Here is a 19,907-nt window from a genome sequence, read left to right as displayed (position 1 = left end):
TATTCACCCCTGCTTTTGCCAGGGCCAGCGGCCGGTCAATTCCAGCTCCAGCGTGAAGCTGAGGAAGGTCCGGATCAGCACGATGATCGCCAGCACGCCGACGGTCTCGAAGGTCAGCTCCACCGCCACCGTGTGGATGATGTCCGCCGCCACCAGGAACTCCAGCCCCAGCAAAATGCCCCGGCCCAGAAGCTGTCGGACCTGGCCATAGGTCGCCGGTACGTCCCGCCGCCGCAGCAACTGCACGACGAAGAGTCCCAGCACCAAGAAGCTCACCAGGCCGATGATGGCGATGCCCACGCCTTCCACCGACACGGCAATGATCTCCGCAAGAGGCTTGATGAGCTCGTTCATAAGAGAAACCTGCCGCGCATGTCCATCCGCTGTGATGCCGCTCTATGAATGATAGGGTCCGAGAAAAATCATTCCGCCCCAGAACACCGAGCACACCAGCGAGAACGAAAAGCACGCCCGCAGGATGAACAGCTGCGCCGGATTGGTTGCCTGAAGCGCCTCGCGAAACAGCCCCACGTCATCCGGCAGGCTCGTCTCCGCCGCCACGATGGCCGTCACCAGCCGCTGCTGGATCTCGATGGACCGCCAGACGATCACCGCGCCGGTCAGCGACCAGAGAAACAGCACCATGTTGGCGGCCCGCGCCGTATCCGGGTGGATCTGGACCTTATCGAACGCCAGCATCAGCGCCAACACCGCCACCACCTGGATGATGACGTAGACGTTGAAGCGGGACCAGAACCGATCCAGCTCCGCATTGAGCGTCGCGATGTAGACTTCAAGGTATTGGGGGATCTGGATCATGTGGATTCGGCCTTGCCTGGCTGGTGAGCTTGGATTGCGGCGTGTGGGATCGGCATTGCTCAAGACCGTGCTGTTGGGGCCAGTGGATGTGGCAGCCCAGGTGACTCGTGACTGAGGCGGAGTCGGCAGCGCCAGAACCCCCGGCGTCTCCAGTGGCGGCCGCTCGGCCCGAAACGCGACTGTATCGACCGCCCCGTGACGCCTCGTAAGTCGGGTCAGCGACAACGTAACCCGACCCTCGGCAGCACTCGGGTAAGCTCGGCCGGGTTAGGCTGCGCCTCATCGGCGCTGCCCAGTCACGCCCAGGGCGGCAAGCGCCAGGTTGGTGTCGTCGATGTCGAACGCCTCCGGATCGAGCGGCCCTCCGACCCACTCGAGAACGTCCTGGTGCTGAGGATCAGCCGGGTCGGCCAGGATTCTCAGGAGATCCGCATACCCATAGATGCCGCCGCAATCCTCAGGCGGGCAGGCGCGCCTGCCCTTGACGCAGATCGGCAGGGCTTGGGCGTCATCGAAGGGCAGCAGCTTCTCCAGCAGAACCTGATGCTCCCAGCCGTCGCCGAAGTCGTACTCGTAGACCATCGCCTCCTTCTCTTTGCGCAGCACATCTCCAAGCCTGACCTCTGCCTCGTCCTGAACCTCGAAGTCGAAGTCGTCATCCGGGACACCATAAAAACGCCCGCCTGCCACGAACTGATGCAGATGCGAGCTCGTCCAGCCCATGGCGATCTGGATGACCTCGTGCAGTACGTCCAGTGTCAGGTCGCTCGGCAGCAGCACACGCCGCCAGATGGGCGGCTTCGCGCCCTTGAGCGTGATCTTCAGCTGATAGATCTGCTTTGGTCGTTCTGCGGGCATGGCTACGGGTCTCGGTGGTTGCTCAAGCGAGCGGGTGCAATGCGGCAGCAGCGACGCCAAGGGGGCGGTGTCGATCAGCGAGCGAGTCCGGTAAATCGCGCATCGTGGTCTGCTCCAAATCTCTCCGCTACTCGTCGCGCTGCAACGGCAAGATCCGCCGCGTCCTGCGCATCGGGATGCACGAACGGGATCACCCCGGCCTGTACCAACTGCTCCTGTTGCTCCCTGGGCAACTGCCGTGCATCGACCATGAATCCATCCCACTGCAACATCCACACCATCGGGTTGTCGGCGAGCATGGACGGCAGGCACCAGTCCGGGTGCATCGGTGTCATGCCGAGCGCATCCCGAATCTGCTTGGACTTGGCCAAAGTGTTGCTCTGGCTCACGCCGAAGGCTGAGTACAGTGCCGAGGCCGACAGATGCGGCGTCTGATCCCGATCCTGCAGAAAGTTGGTCATGCCGACCGCGTGCGTCAGCGCCGCCGCCCAGCTACGGATCGCACCTTTCGCAAGGGGCGATGGGCGCTTGCGGCTCATCGCTGCTGCTGCGGCCCGGATCAGGTCCGCGTACTCGTTGTTCAGATGCTCTGCGCAGATGGCATCGGTCAGCTCCGTGATGGCGGCAAAGCGGTCCTGCATGGACTTGGGGACTTTGACGGAGTGTTGGGTCATCGCTGGCTGCCTGGCTGGTAGACACTGGACGTGCTTTCAGTGCGGTCGCGCTGTTTCGGGCGAACCGAAATTTCCCTGCTTGCTCGCTTCGCCGAGACCTTCAGACATAGTGCCGAATGAACGCATAGTAGCCGCGCGGCCCCGCCTCGGAATGCCGTTTCACTGACCTTTTGATCTTCTCCAGACAGGCCACGTCCTCCTTGAGGGTCAGGTTGCTCGCGTCGCCGATACGCGCCTGGCCGATGGCGACGCACCAGTCGATGATGCCTTCGGTACCCGGAAGGACGTTGACGCGTTCGTTCCTGGCGTAGCCGAACTGCTGTTTGATTGCGACCTTGGCGCTGTCGAGGGCGAACATGCACTGGGTGTCAATGAGGCCCGGTAAGCGGTCGTACTGCTCACGCAGGCCGACTTCGATGTTCTGGCAGACGTCGAGGTGCGGGTCGTCGTTGAAGTCTTTGGGCATGGCGCTGGTGCTTGCGGTGTCTGTGTTGTTGCTTGCGGTGTCTATGTTGTTGCTTGGTCGACCACGATGGCCTTGGTCATGGCTTCGACCGCCCCGTTGCTACTTTGCGCCGGAGTTTGGCGTCGGGTTGGCAGACTCACTGGGCGTTCCCATTCATGTGAGGTAAAAGGCAGGTTCTGCTGGGCGCTATCGTTCATGCGAGGCAAACGGCAAGACTTGACCGCATCGTTTGTTCAAACTACGAAACACGCGAAAGGCGCGAAAAATCGCGTAGCCTTGCCGGAGCCGTCCTTTTCGCGTATTTCGTGCATTTCGTATTTCCAAAATATTCCGTCCGCCCGGCATCACTGAGATAACGACGCCCAAACTGCCGGCCGGACGGTCACTCGTGTTGGAAAAAGGTGGTCTGTCCCCGATTGCCCGAAAAAGGTGGTCTGTCCCCGATTGCCCCCTTGCTGCTCTAGGCGCACTTACACTTTCGATAGACGAACTCCGGGTCCAAATCGATACCGCCCTCCCATGCAACGGTATCGAAGGCAACATGCGCGGTACGAAAGGCGTCGAGGTCGCGCAATCTCCGAAAGACGCCGAAATCCAGGTACGGCTTCATGTCCAGGGTCCCGCTAGCCCCGGTGGAAAAGCCGAGCGAGAGGGTAAAGTCTTCGTTGACGTCTACGCTTGTCACCGCAGGATACATCGACCATCTCCCGCTCAGACGAGCGGCTGAATCTTGTGGGGTTCCTCGCCGTTCATGACGAGCGCCCAGTCTGCGAGCAGATCGTCCTGGTGCAACTCTGCCCACGCCAGCACGAGTTTGGTCTGCTTCTTCGGCAAGTCGCCGTCTATGATCTCGCAGGTCTTGATGTCGATGCGCGCCTTGTGCTCGCCGTAGTATGCATGGAAGTGCGGCGGTGGGTGCTCCGCCGGTGCGTAGTACATGCGTATGATGATGCCGTAGAACATGGAGATCGTCGGCATATTCGACTCCACTAAACTTGCTTAATCGGAATATTCGGTCTGAGCCCTTGTTTCCTCCTTTTTCAGGTGCTGCAAGAGCAAGGAGCAACTACGAAACACGCGAAATTGAACCCTATTATTGGCGCATGCCACAGCCATTTGGTCGGGCGCGCCTTTCGTGCGCAAGGCTCACCGGGCTCTGCGCAGAAGGCGAGGTAGTCGTCGACGCTGTCGCGGAAAGCCTGCTGGACTTCGGCGTAGCTCTCGCCGTCGAAGGTGATCACGTCGCGCAGACCGATGGCCCTGCCGACGAAGCTGCCGTCTTCTGGTTCTAGGGTTCCGAGATAGGCTTTGTACTCAAGCATTGGGGGCATCGGGTGGTGTGGTCGGTCGTGGATCGGTCTCCGGCGCCTTTGGGATGAGGGCCTCAGGCGGCGGGAGGAAGTCCGGGACGGTCTCCAGGTCGCCGAGCGGCTCGGTGTAGGTCGGTGCGTTGGTGTCCATTGGGGTCGTCGTTTGGTGTGGATGCGGTGTTTGTCGGTGGCGCGGGAGTCGCCGACTGGAAGTCGGCGCCCCCAGGTGGGGCTGCCAGTCAAGCCTGCGCCCGCGTACTCCGTACCTGCCTCCTCACTGACAGCTATCACACTCCGGATCGAGCACCGAGCAGGCGGCTGGCTCCGCGGCGCCGTTGCCTTTGCCGTTGGACTTGCCCTTGCCGAGGGAGACGTAGTTGCCGCCGACCGCGGACAGGCGGTTAGCCTTGCTGGCGTCGTCCATGGTGGATTTCTCGACGTGGGTGGCGCCCATGGAGCGCAGGTAATAGGTGGTCTTCAGGCCGCGCACCCAGGCGAGCTTGTACAGGTTGTCGAGCTTTTTGCCGCTGGGCTCGCTCATGTAGAGGTTCAGGCTCTGGGCCTGGTCGAGCCATTTCTGGCGGCGGCTGCCGGCCTCCACCAGCCAGCGGGGGTCGATCTCGAACGCCGTGGCGTAGGTCTGCTTCAGGTCATCGGGAATGCGGTCGATCTGCTGGACGCTGCCGTCGTAGTACTTGAGGTCGTTGACCATAACGCTGTCCCAGAGGCCGCGCTCCTTCAGGTCCGCCACCAGGTAGGGGTTGACCACGGTGAACTCGCCGGAGAGGTTGGATTTGACGAACAAGTTCTGATAGGTCGGCTCGATGGACTGGCTGACGCCGCAGATGTTGCTGATGGTGGCGGTGGGGGCGATGGCCATGCAGTTGCTGTTGCGCATGCCGACGGTGGTCACCCGCTCGCGCAGCGCCTCCCAGTCCAGCGTGGTGCCGGTGTCCATTTCCAGGTAGCCGCCGCGGCCTTCCGCCAGCAGCCGGACGCTGTCGATGGGGAGGATGCCCTGGCTCCAGAGGCTGCCGCTGAAGCTCTGGTAGCGCCCGCGTTCCTCGGCAAGGTCCGTGCTGGCGCTGATGGCGTGCCAGCTCAGGATCTCCATGCTCTGGTCGGCGAACTGCACGGCCTCGTGGCTGGCGTAGGCGATGCCGAGCTTATAGAGGGCGTCCTGGAAGCCCATGATGCCGAGCCCCACGGGCCGGTGGCGCAGGTTGGACTTGCGTGCCTGCGGGACGTTGTAGAAGTTGTAGTCGATGACGTTGTCGAGCATGCGCATGGCGGTGCCGACGGTCTTCTTGAGCTTGGCGGTATCGAGGCCGTTGCTGCCCACGTGGTTGGCCAGGTTGACGGAGCCGAGGTTGCAGACGGCGATCTCCTGGTCGTTGGTGTGCAGCGTGATCTCGGTGCAGAGGTTGGAGCTGTGCACCTGGCCCACGTGCTGGTTGGTGTAGCGCAGGTTGCAGGGGTCCTTGAAGGTGATCCAGGGGTGGCCGGTCTCGAACAGCATGGCCAGCATCTTGCGCCACAGGTCCACGGCCTTGATGCGCTTGTAGACGCGCAGGTCGCCGCGCTGCCCGCGCTCCTCATAGGCGGTGTAGGCGCGCTCGAAGTCCTGGCCCATGAGGTCGTGCAGGTCCGGGGTCTCGTCCGGACTGAACAGGGACCATTCGGCGTCCTCGGCCACGCGCTTCATGAACAGGTCCGGCACCCAGTTGGCGGTGTTCATGTCGTGGCAGCGGCGGCGGTCGTCGCCGGTGTTCTTGCGCAGGTCCAGGAACTCCTCGATGTCCACGTGCCAGGTTTCCAGATAGGCGCAGACGGCGCCCTTGCGCTTGCCGCCGTTGTGCACCAGCGCGGCGGCGGTCATGTAGCTCTCGTCGCCCTCCACCTTCAGGTCGTGCACCTCGGTCAGCGGTGCGATGGCCTCGACGGCCTTGATACGGGTGAAGACCCAGTTGCCGAGTCGGAACCAGTTCTGCTTGGTGAGCCCCGGCACGCCGACCAGGTCCGCGATGAGCGGCACTGCGGGGATGCGAAGATCAAAGGCCCGGGTAGTGCCGGTGAAGGAGACGACGCTGCCGTCCGAGCGGCTGCCGACGTGGGCGTTGTCGCGCTCGCGGTACTGGCCGGCGCAGGGAACGCCTAAGCGCAACAGCTGGTAGCGCAGGCCCTCGGCCAGCGGCGTGGAGGTGCTGGTGAAGTAGATCTCCTTGCCTCTGCTCACGCCGCCATCGGTCTCCAGCAGACCCTGGACCAGCGCCAGCGCCTGGTTGTGCGGTAGGTGGCTGAAGCGCCGGGCGATGCGCTTGTTGCGGGCGGCGTCGTAGAGGTCGTCTTCCGTGAAGGGCAGGGCGGCCTGGTCCTGCCCGACCCACTGGCCGGTGGTGGCGCAGCGCGCGAGGCCCTTGCCGACGGACCATTTGACCTGGATGTAGGAATCACCCCGTCCGGTTTCCCAGAAGTGGATACCGCGCTCGGTGAGGTAGGCGCGCACGAAGTCCAGGTGGCCGCCGTCGACAGATGGGTTGCCGGAGATGCCGAATTCATAGCCGCGGGTCAGATGGCCGTCGCCCAGCAGGATGCCGTAGAAGCGGGCGTCGGCCTCGGTGAAGCCATCCACCGGAACGACTTCGCCCGGGATCACCTGCGCCACATAGTCGCCGCGGCCAAGCTCGCCGGCCTCAACCCAGTCCGGCTTGAAGCGGCCGTGCTCGATCTGCTTCAGCGTGCGCTCGATGGATTGCTCCTGTGGCACGCCCTTGATGGCCCAGAACGGATGCCCGGCGGTGACCCGGAGGTCGTTCACGGCGTGCTTGACCCGCACCCGCACCATGGGCGCGTCCTTCTGGTCGTAGACGAAGTGCTCGGTGACCTCGCGCCAGCGCCCGCGCTGTCCCAGCACCAGGTCGCCGCGCTTGACCTCGGCGATGGGCTTGGGGCCGTCGGCGGTGAACACCGTGGTGTCCGGCGCGAAGCACTGGTTCACCGCCACCGCCGTATCGTTGGCCACCTTCAGGAAGGGCACGACACCCTGGGACTTGCCGTTGGTGCCCTTGATGTGGGCGCCCATGCCGCGCACCCGGGTCCAGTCGTTGCCGAGGCCGCCGGCGAATTTGCTGAGCAGCGCGTTGTCCTTGACGGCGCCGTAGATGCCGTCGAGGTCGTCCGGCACCGTGGTGAGATAGCAGGAGCTGAGCTGCGGCCGCAGCGTGCCGGAGTTGAACAGCGTCGGTGTGCTGCTCATGAAATCGAAGCTGGACAGCAGCTCGTAGAACTCGATGGCGCGCTCCTCGCGGTCGATCTCGTTGATGGCCAGCCCCATGGCCACGCGCATGAAAAACGCCTGCGGCAGCTCGAAGCGGATGCCGCGGTCGGTGTGGATGAAGTAGCGGTCGTAGAGGGTCTGGAGCCCGAGGTAGGTGAACTGGAGGTCCCGCTCCGGCTTCAGCGCCGCGCCAAGTCGCTTGAGATCGAAGCGCGCCAGCTGCTTGTCCAGCAGCTCCAGGTCGCCGGCGCGCTGCACGTAGGCGGCGAAGTAATCGGCATAGCGCTCGCCCATGTCCGCCTGGGTCTCGACGCCCACGGCCATATCCAGAAACCCGAGCGCCTCGCGACGCATGATGTCCAGCAACAGCCGCGCCGCCGCCTGGCTGTAGGCGGGCTCGCGCTCGATCATGGCGCGGGCGGACATCACCAGCGCCTGGCCGACATCGGCCTCCTTCACGCCGTCGAAGAGGTTGCGCAGGCTGTCTTTGAGGATGGCCTCGGCATCCACGCCGTCGAGCCCGCGGGCGGCTTCTTCCACCAGCCGCGCCAGGCGCCCGGTGTCCAGCGGGCGGGTCGTGCCGTCGGCGAGGGTGACGTGGATGCCCTTGTCTGCGGCAGCGCCTGCTGCAGCGGTCTGGGCGGCGCTCTTCTCGGCGCGCTCGCGGGCGCGGGCGTCGCGGTAGAGCACATAGTCGCGGGCAACTTTGTGCTCGCCGGCGCGCATCAGCGCCAGCTCCACCTGGTCCTGGATGTCCTCGATGTGCACGGTGCCGCCGCCCGGCAGCCGGCGGGTGAGCGCGCTCACCACCTGCTCGGTCAGGCTCTCCACCCGATCGTGAATGCGCGAGGAGGCCGCTGCGCTGCCGCCTTCCACGGCGAGGAAGGCCTTGGTCATGGCGACCTTGATCTTGTTCGGGTCGAAGTGCGTGACCTTGCCGTTGCGGCGGATTACCTGCACCCGGCCCGGCTGATGGGCGCCAAGATCCGCGGTGGTCGCCGGCTGCTGTGCGGGATCTTGTGCCGTCGCCGCCGCTGCGGCCTGGTCGGGCTGTTCGGGCGTGGGATTCTCGACGCGCATTGCGGCGGCCATGGCGGTGCTCCTCTGGCTGGTTCCGGGCTGTCTGCATTGGGAGGTTGCCGGGGGCTCGGCGGCCGTGGCGCGCGGCGAGACGCCCTGCACGGGGCCTGCCGCAGGGCGGGTGGCGCCACGCCAGTGGGCGGCGTCCACGGCCTGAGATCCCAGCGATGCCGTCAGGAATATATATGTTCAGATGGGCCTGTCAACCACAAGATATTGTGCTCAAACCCGTGGTGAAGCCGTTGATGGGCTGTGCAATGCCTGTGGATAACTCAAGCCTCACCGGCCGCCGGGGCGCGTGGTCAGCGGCATGTGCTGTGGATGGATGCGGCGGCAGGGCTGTCGGCCGGTGGGTGCGCGGCTGCGCGCCGGGCAGACCAACGGGCCGAACGTCGGGCGACGACCGACGTCCTGCCGATGGTGGATTGGTCGCGGCGATTGATCGGCCTCCGCGACGAGGCCGATGCGCGGGGACAGCGTTTGCAGGGACCTGACGTGCGCCGATTCAGCTTCGTTAGGGGCCGGCGGTGGGGGCCGGCGGTGGAGGCCCCGCGGTGGGGGACCGGCAGTGGGGGGCCGGCTGTGAGCGGCGGGCTCAGCGCACCTCGACGACGAAATACTTGGACGGTTCCTGACGCGCGAGGTCGATCTGCGCGGAGTAGGTCCGGGTCTCGCCCGGCTGAAGTTCTGGAATGTCCGCGGGGGTGATGGTCTGGCTCTTGTCGAGCCGGGCGATGCCGGTCTGAAGGCCGGCCTCGTCGAAGAGCACAATGGTGACCCTGGGCAGGATCGGGCCCGTGCGCCCGTTGTGCAGCACGGCGCTGAACTCCACGGTGCGCTCATCGCCGAGGCCGGATTCGACGAAGGTAATGTTCTTCACGTACTGGTCGTTCAGCTCGATCTGCCGGTTGAGCACCAGCTCATCGATGCCCGGGATGCGGTTCGCGAGCAGGATGCGCAGATCGTTGTTGAGCTCGGTGATGCGCTCGCGCGCCTTCGCGAGCTCCTGCTCCAACTGTTTCTGGGCCACCGTCAGCTGGGCCTCGCTGCCGCGGATGCGCTGGGTGTGGAAGTAGAGCACCACCGAGAACACGATGCTTGACACCAGCCCCGCCGCCAGCACCAGCGCCAGGACGCGCAGGCGCCGGATCTTGCGCCGGCTGCTGCTGGAGCTGCGTTGACGGCTGACGCGCGGGCGCATGCGCCCGTACACGGGCTCTGCCATGCCGTCCAGCCGCCGCGGGCCTTCGCCGAGGGGCGGCGGGCTGCCGTTGGCACGGCCGATGGTGTCGCTCGGGCCGCGGCCCTGCCAGTCTGGGTTGCGGAAGTCGTTCATCGCCGGTTCCTGGTGCGCGTGCTCCACTGGGCCTGTGGGTTCGTAAGGGCGTTGCGGCGCGCATCGGTGCTGCGCCCTGGTTGCCCGCCGCTGACCGGCGCTCTGATGCGCCCATGCGGCCTTCGGGGCCGGGCCGGACACCCCTGTTGGCCCGTCAGGCGGATGCGGCTTTCCCCTGTGTGTCGGGATGTTACCCCGTCGCGGGCGCGGCTGTCAGTGCAGACCGTCCCCAGGGCGCGCGGCCGTGCCCGCCGCAGACAGCTCCCGGGGCGAATGCGATACTTGCACACAGACCCACGGACCCGCGCCGCAGAGGCGGGCCGCATCTGCCACCGGAGGACAGCATGATCATCAGGCCCAGCGCAGCATGGCCCAGCGCAGGGTGTCGCGTTGCTCGCCGCGGCTTCCCTGCCGGCGTGACCGGCAGCGGGCGCTCGCCGCGGCCCACGGCAGCGGATGGCGGCGCCCACACAGCCCTGACCCAGCGCGGAGCCCGCGCGGTACCGGCGCCGCTCGCCGCCGCCGTGCTGGCGTCGACGCTGGTGCTGGCGCTGTCGGCGGTGTCCGCACAACCCGCGCCCGAACAGGCCCCGCCCGCCGATGCGGCAGCGGTGGCGCAGGCGCAGGCGGAATACGACGCCGTCATGGCCCTGGAGCCGGACCTGGACAACGGCCGGGAGGCCTACCTCACCTGCGCCGTGTGCCACCTGCCCGAGGCCTGGGGCAGCGAGGACGGCACCTATCCCCAGATCGCGGGGCAGCTGCGCACGGTCATCATCAAGCAGCTGGCGGACTTCCGCGCCGGCAACCGCGACAACCCGCTCATGTACCCCTTCTCGGTGCCGAGTATTCTCGGTGGCACGCAGGAGATGGCCGATGTGGCCGCCTATGTGGCGCAGCTGCCCATGACGCCGCACAACGGCCTCGGGCCCGGCACGGACCTGGCGCTCGGGGCGCAGCTGTATCAGGACCACTGCGTGGACTGCCATGGTCCCGACGGCGAGGGTGACGTGCGCAAGCACATCCCGGCGCTGGCGGGCCAGCATTATGCCTACCTGGTGCGCCAGTTCGAGCAGATCCGCAGCGGCGCGCGGCGCAACGCGGACTCCAAGATGAGTGAGGAGATCCTGGGCTTCAGCGCCGCCGAGCAGTCCGCCGTGCTGGACTACACCGCCCGGCTGCGCCCGCCGCCGGAGAAGCTGGCGCCGGATGGATGGACCAATCCGGACTTTCCGAACTTCGTGCGTGACGCCGCCGGAATTCGCGCCAAGCCGCCTGCGCCGCGGCAATAGCGCCGCTGTGCGATCGGAGCGGGTCGAGATTTCGCGCAACGCCGCAACGGGCAGTCCTGGCGCGGCAGTCGCCGAGCGTCCGGCCCGACATGCCCCGGTGGATCAGGTGCCTGGCACGCCTGCGGGCGCGCCGGCTGAGGAGACCTCAGCCGCAGGATCTCCACGCCGCCCCAGAATCCGATAGATCATCGGCACCAGCAGCAGGGATACCAGCAGCGAGAAGCCGAGTCCCCAGACGATGACGATGGCGAGCGGCTGCAGCATTTCCGAGCCTTCGCCCACGGCGAGCGCCAGCGGCAGCATGCCGAAGACGGTGGTGAGCGTGGTCATCAGGATGGGCCGCAGCCGCAGCCGCGCTGCGCTGACGATGGCCGCCGTCATGGCCAGGCCGTCGCGCCGCTGCAGCTCGATGAACTCCACCAGCACGATGGCATTGTTCACCACGATGCCGGCGAGCATGATGACGCCGAGCCACACCGGCATGGACACCGCCGTGCCCGTCTGCCCGAGCCCCAGCACCACGCCGATGAGCGCGAAGGGCACCGACAGCAGGATGATCAGTGGGTTGCGCAGGGATTCGTACTGCACCGCCATCACCACCAGCACCAGGAACAGCGCCAGCGCCAGCAGGATGCGGCCGAGATCGCGACCCTCCTGCAGCGTCTCCAGTGCGCCCGCCTCGTACAGCGTGTAGCCGCGCGGCAGGGGCAGGTCATCGAGCGCCGCCAGCGCATCGCCGATGGCGCCCTCCAGGGTCGCATCTCCAGCGACGGAGGCGGAGATCTCCACCACGCGCTGCTGGCGATCGCGCATGATCTCTGCCGGTTGCGGCAGCAGGTCCACCTCGGCAATGTCGCCCAGGCGAATGGGCCGCCTGGGCTCGGTGCTGCTGAACAGGATGATGGACTCCAGGTCCCCCGGCGTGCCCACGTCGGCGCGCTCCAGGCGCAGGCGCACGTCGATGCTGCGGTCGCCGTCGATGAGCCGCGTGACGGTCTGGCCTTCCAGCGCGAAGCGCAGCACGGCGCCCACGTCCTCCACGTCCAGTCCGTAGCTCGCGGCGCGGCGGCGGTCCAGGCGCACCGAGAGCTCCCGGGCCACGTCCTCGTTGGAGTGCTGGATGTTGCTCAGGCTCGGCACGTCCTGGAGCCGCTCCACCGCCAGGTCGGCGAGCGCGATGAGCCGGTCGAGCTCCGGCCCCTTGATGCGCAGGCTCACATCGTCGTCGCCGCGGTTGTAGCGGATGCCGCGCACGCCGGAGGTGTAGAAATAGGTGCGCAGACCCGGTATGCCCTCGGCCTTCACCAGCCGCTTCATGCGGTCGATGAAGGCGTCCGACGTGAGCCCGTCGCGCTCGGCGGCGGGCTGGAGCAGCACCTGGATACCGGCGCGGTTCGGGTTCTCCCAGGCCGAGCGCCCGAACACCCAGCCGCCGACGGTGGTGAACACCGCATCCACCTCGGGCTGTGCGGCGACCATGGCCTCCACCCGGCGGACCATCCGGTCCATGCGCTCCACATTGATGCCCTCGTCCGCCCAGAGCGCGATCTGCACGTCGCCCTCGTCCAGCTCCGGCAGGAACTGCTGCTCGCCGCCGAAGAAGCCGGGCACCGTCAGCGCGAGCCAGACGCCGAACCCCGCCACCACCAGCCAGCGCAGCGGCAGCAGCCGGCGCAGCAGCCAGGCGTAGCCCGACTGCAGCGCCCCGATGCCGCGGTCGACGCCGCGCCGGAACAGGCCCTCGCGCGTCGCCGGCACCCGCCCGGCCAGCGCCGGCACCAGGGTCAGGGCCACCACCAGCGAGGCGAGGATGGCCGCGGAGATGGTGAAGATCAGCTCCCGGAACAGGAGCCCCACCAGCCCGCCGATGAACAGGAAGGGCAGCACCGCGGCGAGGTTGGTGGAGGTGGAGGCGACAATCGCGCTGGTGACCTCCCGCGCGGCGTTGACGGCGGCGGGGACGGGCGCCTCGCCGAGACGCTGGTGGCGCTGGATGTTCTCCAGCATGACGATGGTGCTGTCCACCAGCATCCCGATGCCGAGCGCCAGACCGCCCAGGGTCATGATGTTCAGGTCGAGCCCGAGCCCGGCCATCAGGACGAAGGTCACCAGCACGGCGATGGGCATGGCGCTGCCGATGATGAGCGTGCGCCGCAGGCTGCCCAGAAACAGATACACCACCAGCATCGCGAGCCCGGCGCCGGTGAGCGCCGCCTGGGCGGCGTTGCGCAGGCTCTGCCGCACATAGCGGGCCTGATCATCCACCTTGCGCACGCTGATGTCCGGCGGGATGCGGTCCTGCGCCTCCAGGGTCGCCAGCGCCTCGTCCACGGTGTTGACGACGGTGACCGTGTTCGCCAGCGGCTGCTTCTCGATGGAGAGCTTGATGCCCGGCGCGTCGTTCAGCCGAATGCGCAGGCGCTCCGCCGCGGCACCGTCGGTGACCCGCGCCACATCGCCCACCCGCAACAGGCCGGGTGGTGCGCGGCTGCCGTTGCCGGCCCCGGCGCTGTCGCCGCTCGGCATCGCGTCCATGCCACCGCCGGCCAGGGGCAGCGGCAGGTCGATGATCTGTGCCGCGCTGTCGAGACGCCCGCCGATGCGCCCGCTGATCTCGCCGTCGGTCATCATGAGCCGGCCCGCGGGCACGTCGCGGTTGGCCTCCTGCAGGGCGTCGCGCAGGTCCAGCACGTCCAGGCCGACGCCCGCGAGCCGGTACTGGTCGGCGATGACGCCCACCTCCCGCTCCAGGCCGCCGCCCACCTCTGCGGCGGCGATGCCGGGCAGCGTCAGCAGGGAGCGGCTCAGGCTGTACTCCACCCAGTCGCGCAGCTCCACGGCGTCGCGCAGGCTGGAGCTGACGACGTACTCGGCCACCGGGCGCTGCGAGGGGTCGCGCTTGTAGATGACCGGCGGCTCAATGGTGTCGGGCATAAAGCGCCGCGCCTGGTCCAGCCGGTTGCTGGCATCCCGCAGCGCCCGGTCGATGTCCTCGCCGTAGCGGAAGGACAGGTCCACGGCGCTGCGGCCCTCGCGGGTCTCGGACTGGATGGCGACGGCGCCCTCGGTGGCGGCGAGCTGCTCCTCCAGGAAGCGTGTCACCTCGTCCTCCATGACCGTGGCCGGCACGCCCGGGTCCAGCACCCGCACCCGGATGTCTGGGTAGACGATGCGCGGCAGCAGATCCAGGTTCAGGCTGCCGAGCGCGAAGCCGCCCAGCACCATCACCGCCAGCGTCAGCATGACGACGCCGATGGGATGGCGGACGGACCAGGTGGAGATGCCGTTGATCATGGGCAGGGGGACAAGTGTCGGATGGTGCAGTACCGCTGCCGGCGAGGCCGGCTGCGACCTCTCGGCGCTCGGTGCCGGCTTGCACTCAGCTCAGACATGCGCTTCCCTGAGGGTTCCGAAGCCGTCACGAGACCGAAGTCACATGAGCACCGACGAGCCCTCTGTGGTGGTCCATCTTGCGCTGCTGGTCGCGGCCTGGCTCGGCTATTTCGTGCTGCATTCGCTGCTGGCATCGCTGGCGGTCAAGCGCTGGACGGCGGCCCGGCGTCCGGACTGGATGCCGCTGTACCGGCTCGGTTTCAATGCGCTGGCGGTGCTTCTGGTGCTGCCGCCGCTGTGGCTCACCCTGACGGGACCGGGTCCGGTGCTGATCGCCTGGACCGGCGTCGGCGCCTGGATCGCCAACGGGCTGGCGCTCGCGGCCATCGCCGGGGTGCTGTGGTCGCTGCGTTGGTACGACGGCGCGGCCTTTCTCGGCCTCAGGCAGTGGCGGGAGCGGATCGGGGCGGTCGCCGACCGGGAGGGCTTCGCGATCTCGCCGCTGCATCGCTGGGTCCGGCATCCGTGGTACAGCCTGAGCCTGGTGCTGATCTGGACCCGCGACATGGACCCGTCGTTTCTCACCTCGGCCGTCCTGCTGACGGGCTACTTCGTGGTCGGCAGTCGCCTGGAAGAGCGCAAGCTGATCGCCTTCCACGGTGAGCGCTATCGGCGCTATCGCGAGCTTGTGCCGGGCCTGCTGCCGCTGCCGTGGCGGCATCTGACGGCAGCGCAGGCCCGCGCCTTGAGCGTGGAGCCCTTGGGCTGATGCGCCGCATCCGGCGCAGCAGGCCGGACCGCCTCCGGGGTCATCGGGCTTGTCCGCCGCACGCGCTGGCTTCGGTCACGCCCCCGTCCATGCGCGGGCGCGTCCTGCGCAGCCAGGGCTTCCCGCCCTGATTGTGTCAGGGTCGGGATGGCCTGACGACGCCGTCAGTGCAGCTCGGGCACCACGATTGTCGCCTTCAAGCTCGACGTCCAGCCTGCTGCCCGGCACCACGCCGAGCCGGCGGCGGATGGCGGCGGGGATGACCGCCTGACAGTTGTCGGAAACGGTAACAGTCGGCATGAGCCCCTCCGCAATCCCTGCGCGGCGTCGCGCAGTGTCAATCGGCGGGATCAGTTGACCTCATCGATGGTCACCCAGGCCTGGCCGGCGAGTGCACGCTCGCGGCCGAGCCGGAACAGCTGGTTCATGTACGCCCTGTCGAAGGGCTCGTCGGCGACGGCGTAGAAGCTCTGGGGGATGTAGGCAAGCCGATAGTCGAGGCCCTGCTCGCGGGCGACGATGTAGAGCTCGGCGAGGTTGCCGATGCTCTGGGTGCCGATCAGTGTGTCGATGCTGCGGCTCATGATGGGCACGAGCCGGGGTTTCACGGTCTGCCAGCGTGGGCGCAGCTTGGCGTTGCGGATGACATAGAGCCGCGGCTCGCCGCGGGCGTCGAGGCGCTCGGCGATGCGCTGCCAGTCTGCACCGGCCGGCGAGAAGAAGAGCTGCGCAGTGACGCCGCCGTCCACATGCAGCTCGTCATAGCGGCGCCCGTCGGCCTCCACTTCGATCAGCACCGACGGGAAGACGCCCGGGATGGACGCGGAGGCCAGGATCACGTCGTGGATCAGCGCCGGTGCGTTCGGGGCGTCGCTGGCGGCCAGGCGCGTGATGTCCCAGACCACCGGCCGGCCGGCGTCCAGGTTGGTGGTGCCCACCAGCAGGCTGCGGCCCTTGCGGCCCTCGGCGGCGATCTTGGCGAGCACGTCGTCATTCAGGTACTCAGCGATCTTCTGGCGCAGCGGGCGGGTGCTGGAGACGGCGTCGCCGCGGAGGATCTCCAGCGGGCCGCGGGGCTCCATCAGGTCGTCCGTGGAGAATTGGGTGTAGACCTCGCGCAGCACCGGGTCGTACTCGGGGCCGAGGAAGGCGAAGGGGGCGATGAGCGCACCGGTGCTGATGCCGGTGACGATCTGGAATTCGGGCCGGGTGCCCGTCTCGGTCCAGCCCGTGAGCAGGCCGGCGCCGTAGGCCCCGTCGCCGCCACCGCCGGAGATCACCAGATAATTGTGCGGGCGGCCCATGACGCCGCCATAGCGCTCGCGCAGCGTCGCCTCGGGCTGGGCGAGCCAGGCGTCCAGCTCCGCCGGGCGCTCGTCGCCCCAGTAGCGCCCGCCGACGATGCCGGGGAGGCTCGCGTCGGCCGCCAGCGCCGCCGGCAGGGGCTCAAGGCGCTGCGGCGCTGCGGCGCAGCCGGTGAGCAGCACGAGGCCGAGCGTCACGAGCCCGACCGCGGCGGCCCGTGGCCGGCGCGGCAAGGCGGGCTTGGCCGACGGCGCGACCGGGTGCGTGTCGGTGCGCACGGCAGAGCGGGAAGGCCGGTCGGCGGAGGGCAGGGCTGCGGCGGGGCAGTCAGGCAGGCGCATGGTCTCGGATCCGGAACAGCACGGCATAGAGCAGGGGCACGACGATGAGTGTCAGCAGCGTCGCGAAGGCGAGGCCGAACATGATGGTCACCGCCATGCTCTTGAAGAAGGGGTCGAACAGGAGCGGCGCGACGCCGAGGATAGTGGTCAGCGCCCCCAGCACCACCGGCCGGGCGCGGCTGGCGGCGGCGTCCAGCACCGGTGCCAGGCCGGGCTTGCCGGCCCCGCGCTCGGCGTCGGCCTGGTCCACGAGCACGATGGCGTTTTTCACCAGCATGCCGATCAGGCTCAGGAAACCCAGGATGGCCATGAACTCGAAGGGCACCTGGAACAGGAGCAGCCCGATGGCCACGCCGACGATCGCGAGCGGCACCGTGAGCCAGATCACCAGCGGCTGGCGCGCCGCGTTGAACATGACCACCACCGCAAGGACCATGGCCGCGAAGCCGTAGGGGGCGGAGATCGCGAGCCCGGCATTGGCCTCGCGGGAGGCCTTGTCCTCGCCGTGCCATTCCAGCGCATAGCCGGGCGGCAGCGCGATGGCCTCGACCTTGGGCTTGATGCGCTCCAGCACCGGCCCGGACAGCGCGCCGGGCTGCGGGTCGGCCTGGGCCTTGATGGTCGGGAAGCGGTCCTCGCGGCGGATGATGGCGTCCACCCATTGCAGCTCGGTGCCCGTCACCAACTGGCCCACCGGCACATAGCGCCCGGCGGTGGGGCTGTAGACCTGGACGTTGTCCAGCGCCGCCGCGGTGTCCCGCTCCGCCTGGGGCGCCCGGGCGATGATGGGCACCAGGGTGTCGCCCTCGCGGTAGTCGCCGACGCGCTCGCCGCTGAAGGCGCGGTTCAGCGCGGCGCTGACCCGGGTGACATCGACGCCCGCGCGCTGCGCGGCCACCGGGTCCACGTCCGGACGCAGCACGGGCACCTTCTCGCGCCAGTCGTCCTGCACCGCCACCGCGCCCGGGTCCGCGGCCATGATGGCCTTGGCCTCGTCGGCGAGCCGGCGCAGCACGGCCGGGTCCGGCCCGCGGAAGGCGGCCTCGATCTTCTTGCCGCCGCCGCGCCCCAGCATGAATTTCCAGACCTTGATGGCGGCGTCCGGGTGCGCGGCGGTCAGTCGCTCCTGAAGCTCCGCCACCAGCGGGTCGATGCGCCGGAAGTCGTCCACGTCCACCAGGAGCTGCCCGTAGGCGCTGTTCGGCTCCTCCGGTGAGTAAGTCAGCATGAAGCGCAGGCCGCCCTGGCCGATGAAGCTCGTGGCATGGGTGACGCCGGGCTTGGCGCGGACGGTCTGCTCGATGTCGGCGAGCTCCGCCGCCGTGACGGCGATGTCCGTGCCCTGGGGCAGGTAGATGTCGACAACGAACTGCGGGCGCGCCGACTCGGGCATGAAGCCGGGCGTGACAAAGCCGAAGCCGACCACTCCCGCCGCCAACAGCGCCAGCAGCGCGAGCCCGGTGCCGAGCCGATGCGTCAGCAGCGTGCGCAGCACGGCCCGGTAGCGGTCCAGTACCGGCTGCCGGGCGCCGTCGGCGTCCGTCGCCGGCTTAACCTTGAGCAGGACGACGCAGAGCAACGGCGTGATACTCACCGCCAGCACCCAGCTCAGCAGCATGGAGTACAGGATGACCCAGAACAGCGAGCCCGCGTACTCGCCCATGTCCGTCGGCGAGAGCCCAATGGCGCTGAAGGCGAGGATGCCGACGGCCGTGCCGCCCAGCAGCGGCCACTGTGTCGCCTGGACCACGTCGATGGCCGCCCGGCGCCGGTTCTCGCCCCGTTGCAGGCGAACCAGAATCCCATCCGTGACGACGATGGCGTTGTCCACCAGCATGCCGAGCGCAATGATCAGCGCGCCCAGCGAAATGCGCTGCATGGCGATGCCGTCGAGAACCATCGCGATCAGCGTCCCGGCCACCGTGAGCACCAGCACGATGCCGACCACCAGCGCGCTGCGCAGCCCCATGAAGAGCACCAGCACGCCGACGACGATGACCACGGCGGCGATCAGGTTCCAGACGAAGCCGTCCACCGCCGCCCGCACCGAGTCGGATTGGTAGGAGACGACGTTGAGCGCCATGCCCACCGGCCGCTGGGACTCCAGCGCCGCGAGCCGCGCGCGCACCGCATCGCCCATTTCCACCACGTTGCCGCCGGCGACGTTGGACACGCCGAGCCCGATGGCCGGCCGACCGTCGTAGCGCACCAGCACCCGCGGCGGCTCGACGAGGCCCCGGCTGATGTCGGCCACGTCCTTCAGGAAGATCACCTGCTCGCCGCCGCCGGCGCCGAGCACGATGTTGCCGATGGCCGCCACCGAGTCCACGTGGCCCGTCGGCGCGATGCGGATGCGCTGCGGGCCCGCCGTCAGGTCGCCGGCCGCGGAGATCAGGTTCTGCCGGCGCAGGGCCTCGTCGATCTGCTCGCGGGTGATGCCGAGCTGCGCGGCCCTGGACGCGGCGATCTCGACATAGATGGCGTCCTGCGGCGCGCCCAGGGTCGCGACCCGGGCCACGCCCGGCACCAGCACCAGCTCGCGCTCCAGCACCTCCACGTAGTCGCGGACCTGCTCCAGCGAGTAGCCGTCGCCGGTGACGGCGAAGAAGAGCGCGTAGACATCGCCGAAGTCGTCGTTGACCATCGGCGGGCCGGCGCCGGGCGGCAGCTCCCGTTCGGCGTCCGCGACCTTGCGCCGGAGCTTGTCCCAGACCTGCTCCAGCTGGTCGCGGCTGCGCGCGAAGGGCAGGTCGATTTCGACCTTCACCCGCGACAACCCCATGCCCGAGACCGAGGCGATCTCCTTGACCTCCTGGAGCTGCTGCATGGCGCCCTCGATGACGTCGGTGACCTCCTTGGCCACCTGCGTGGGGAGCGCGCCGGGATAGGGCGTGGTGATCACCGCCTCGCGGATGACGAACTCCGGGTCCTCGAAGCGGCCGAGCTGTTGGTAGCTGATCCAGCCGCCGACGAGCAGCAGGAGGCAGCCGAGCCAGGCGATGGTGCGTTTGTCGAGCGTCGCGGCGGCGAGGTTCATGGTGGCCGGG

At 68.0% G+C, this 19,907-nt stretch carries 17 protein-coding genes; 2 read left to right on the top strand and 15 right to left on the bottom strand.

Annotated features, from left to right (window positions below):
* Positions 1 to 3 precede the first annotated feature (3 nt).
* The 11 genes from QZ607_RS01130 to QZ607_RS01080 all read right to left on the bottom strand — a co-directional run bounded on the left by QZ607_RS01130 (position 4) and on the right by QZ607_RS01080 (position 9,820).
* Positions 4 to 354, bottom strand: coding sequence for a DUF1622 domain-containing protein (locus QZ607_RS01130; protein ID WP_295878656.1), 351 nt, complete (start codon positions 352 to 354; stop codon positions 4 to 6).
* A gap of 42 nt (positions 355 to 396) precedes the next feature.
* The gene (locus tag QZ607_RS01125) at positions 397 to 819 is read right to left on the bottom strand and encodes a hypothetical protein (RefSeq protein ID WP_295878654.1); all 423 of its coding nucleotides are present in this window, start codon (positions 817 to 819) and stop codon (positions 397 to 399) included.
* A 279-nt stretch (positions 820 to 1,098) separates the two neighbouring features.
* A complete protein-coding gene (locus QZ607_RS01120; RefSeq protein WP_295878652.1) occupies positions 1,099 to 1,677 on the bottom strand; it encodes a plasmid pRiA4b ORF-3 family protein in 579 nt (192 codons plus the stop codon).
* A gap of 74 nt (positions 1,678 to 1,751) precedes the next feature.
* Positions 1,752 to 2,351 (bottom strand): DUF6398 domain-containing protein, encoded by a 600-nt coding sequence (locus tag QZ607_RS01115; protein ID WP_295878650.1) that lies wholly within the window; start codon positions 2,349 to 2,351, stop codon positions 1,752 to 1,754.
* A gap of 100 nt (positions 2,352 to 2,451) precedes the next feature.
* A complete protein-coding gene (locus QZ607_RS01110) occupies positions 2,452 to 2,817 on the bottom strand; it encodes a hypothetical protein (protein WP_295878648.1) in 366 nt (121 codons plus the stop codon).
* A 460-nt stretch (positions 2,818 to 3,277) separates the two neighbouring features.
* Positions 3,278 to 3,514 (bottom strand): DUF2442 domain-containing protein, encoded by a 237-nt coding sequence (locus QZ607_RS01105; protein WP_295878646.1) that lies wholly within the window; start codon positions 3,512 to 3,514, stop codon positions 3,278 to 3,280.
* A gap of 14 nt (positions 3,515 to 3,528) precedes the next feature.
* The gene (locus QZ607_RS01100; RefSeq protein ID WP_295878645.1) at positions 3,529 to 3,795 is read right to left on the bottom strand and encodes a DUF4160 domain-containing protein; all 267 of its coding nucleotides are present in this window, start codon (positions 3,793 to 3,795) and stop codon (positions 3,529 to 3,531) included.
* A 62-nt stretch (positions 3,796 to 3,857) separates the two neighbouring features.
* Positions 3,858 to 4,139, bottom strand: a complete 282-nt coding sequence (locus QZ607_RS01095; protein WP_295878643.1) for a hypothetical protein — start codon at positions 4,137 to 4,139, stop codon at positions 3,858 to 3,860.
* The gene (locus QZ607_RS01090) at positions 4,132 to 4,278 is read right to left on the bottom strand and encodes a hypothetical protein (RefSeq protein WP_295878642.1); all 147 of its coding nucleotides are present in this window, start codon (positions 4,276 to 4,278) and stop codon (positions 4,132 to 4,134) included. The genes QZ607_RS01095 and QZ607_RS01090 overlap by 8 nt, the downstream gene beginning before the upstream one ends.
* Before the next feature lie 123 nt (positions 4,279 to 4,401).
* The gene (locus QZ607_RS01085; protein ID WP_295878641.1) at positions 4,402 to 8,496 is read right to left on the bottom strand and encodes a ribonucleoside-diphosphate reductase subunit alpha; all 4,095 of its coding nucleotides are present in this window, start codon (positions 8,494 to 8,496) and stop codon (positions 4,402 to 4,404) included.
* Between the two features lie 583 nt (positions 8,497 to 9,079).
* The gene (locus tag QZ607_RS01080) at positions 9,080 to 9,820 is read right to left on the bottom strand and encodes a hypothetical protein (protein ID WP_295878639.1); all 741 of its coding nucleotides are present in this window, start codon (positions 9,818 to 9,820) and stop codon (positions 9,080 to 9,082) included.
* A 344-nt stretch (positions 9,821 to 10,164) separates the two neighbouring features.
* Between QZ607_RS01080 and QZ607_RS01075 the strand changes: the two genes are divergently transcribed.
* The gene (locus QZ607_RS01075; protein WP_295878638.1) at positions 10,165 to 11,112 is read left to right on the top strand and encodes a c-type cytochrome; all 948 of its coding nucleotides are present in this window, start codon (positions 10,165 to 10,167) and stop codon (positions 11,110 to 11,112) included.
* Between the two features lie 102 nt (positions 11,113 to 11,214).
* On the opposite strand, the gene QZ607_RS01070 is transcribed toward QZ607_RS01075, so the two are convergent.
* Entirely contained in the window at positions 11,215 to 14,406 is a 3,192-nt protein-coding gene (locus QZ607_RS01070) for an efflux RND transporter permease subunit (protein ID WP_295878636.1), read from the bottom strand.
* Positions 14,407 to 14,548: 142 nt separating this feature from the next.
* On the opposite strand from QZ607_RS01070, the gene QZ607_RS01065 reads away from it, so the two are divergent.
* Positions 14,549 to 15,214 carry a hypothetical protein gene (locus tag QZ607_RS01065; RefSeq protein ID WP_295878634.1) on the top strand — a complete coding sequence of 222 codons (666 nt, stop codon included), beginning with the start codon at positions 14,549 to 14,551 and terminating at the stop codon, positions 15,212 to 15,214.
* A gap of 75 nt (positions 15,215 to 15,289) precedes the next feature.
* On the opposite strand, the gene QZ607_RS01060 is transcribed toward QZ607_RS01065, so the two are convergent.
* Genes QZ607_RS01060 through QZ607_RS01050 form a run of 3 tightly spaced genes read right to left on the bottom strand, consistent with a single transcriptional unit; the run spans position 15,290 to position 19,897 of the window.
* Positions 15,290 to 15,514 carry an AbrB/MazE/SpoVT family DNA-binding domain-containing protein gene (locus QZ607_RS01060; RefSeq protein WP_295878632.1) on the bottom strand — a complete coding sequence of 75 codons (225 nt, stop codon included), beginning with the start codon at positions 15,512 to 15,514 and terminating at the stop codon, positions 15,290 to 15,292.
* A 50-nt stretch (positions 15,515 to 15,564) separates the two neighbouring features.
* Positions 15,565 to 16,860, bottom strand: a complete 1,296-nt coding sequence (locus tag QZ607_RS01055) for a patatin-like phospholipase family protein (RefSeq protein WP_295878630.1) — start codon at positions 16,858 to 16,860, stop codon at positions 15,565 to 15,567.
* Positions 16,847 to 19,897, bottom strand: coding sequence for an efflux RND transporter permease subunit (locus tag QZ607_RS01050; protein WP_295878628.1), 3,051 nt, complete (start codon positions 19,895 to 19,897; stop codon positions 16,847 to 16,849). Before QZ607_RS01050 ends, QZ607_RS01055 begins: the two co-directional genes overlap by 14 nt.
* Positions 19,898 to 19,907 lie beyond the last annotated feature (10 nt).

The organism is uncultured Thiohalocapsa sp. (assembly GCF_913063425.1).
Taxonomy (GTDB): domain Bacteria; phylum Pseudomonadota; class Gammaproteobacteria; order Chromatiales; family Chromatiaceae; genus Thiohalocapsa.
The sequence above is the reverse complement of the archived record's forward strand: the minus strand, read 5'-3'. Positions and strand labels throughout refer to the sequence as shown.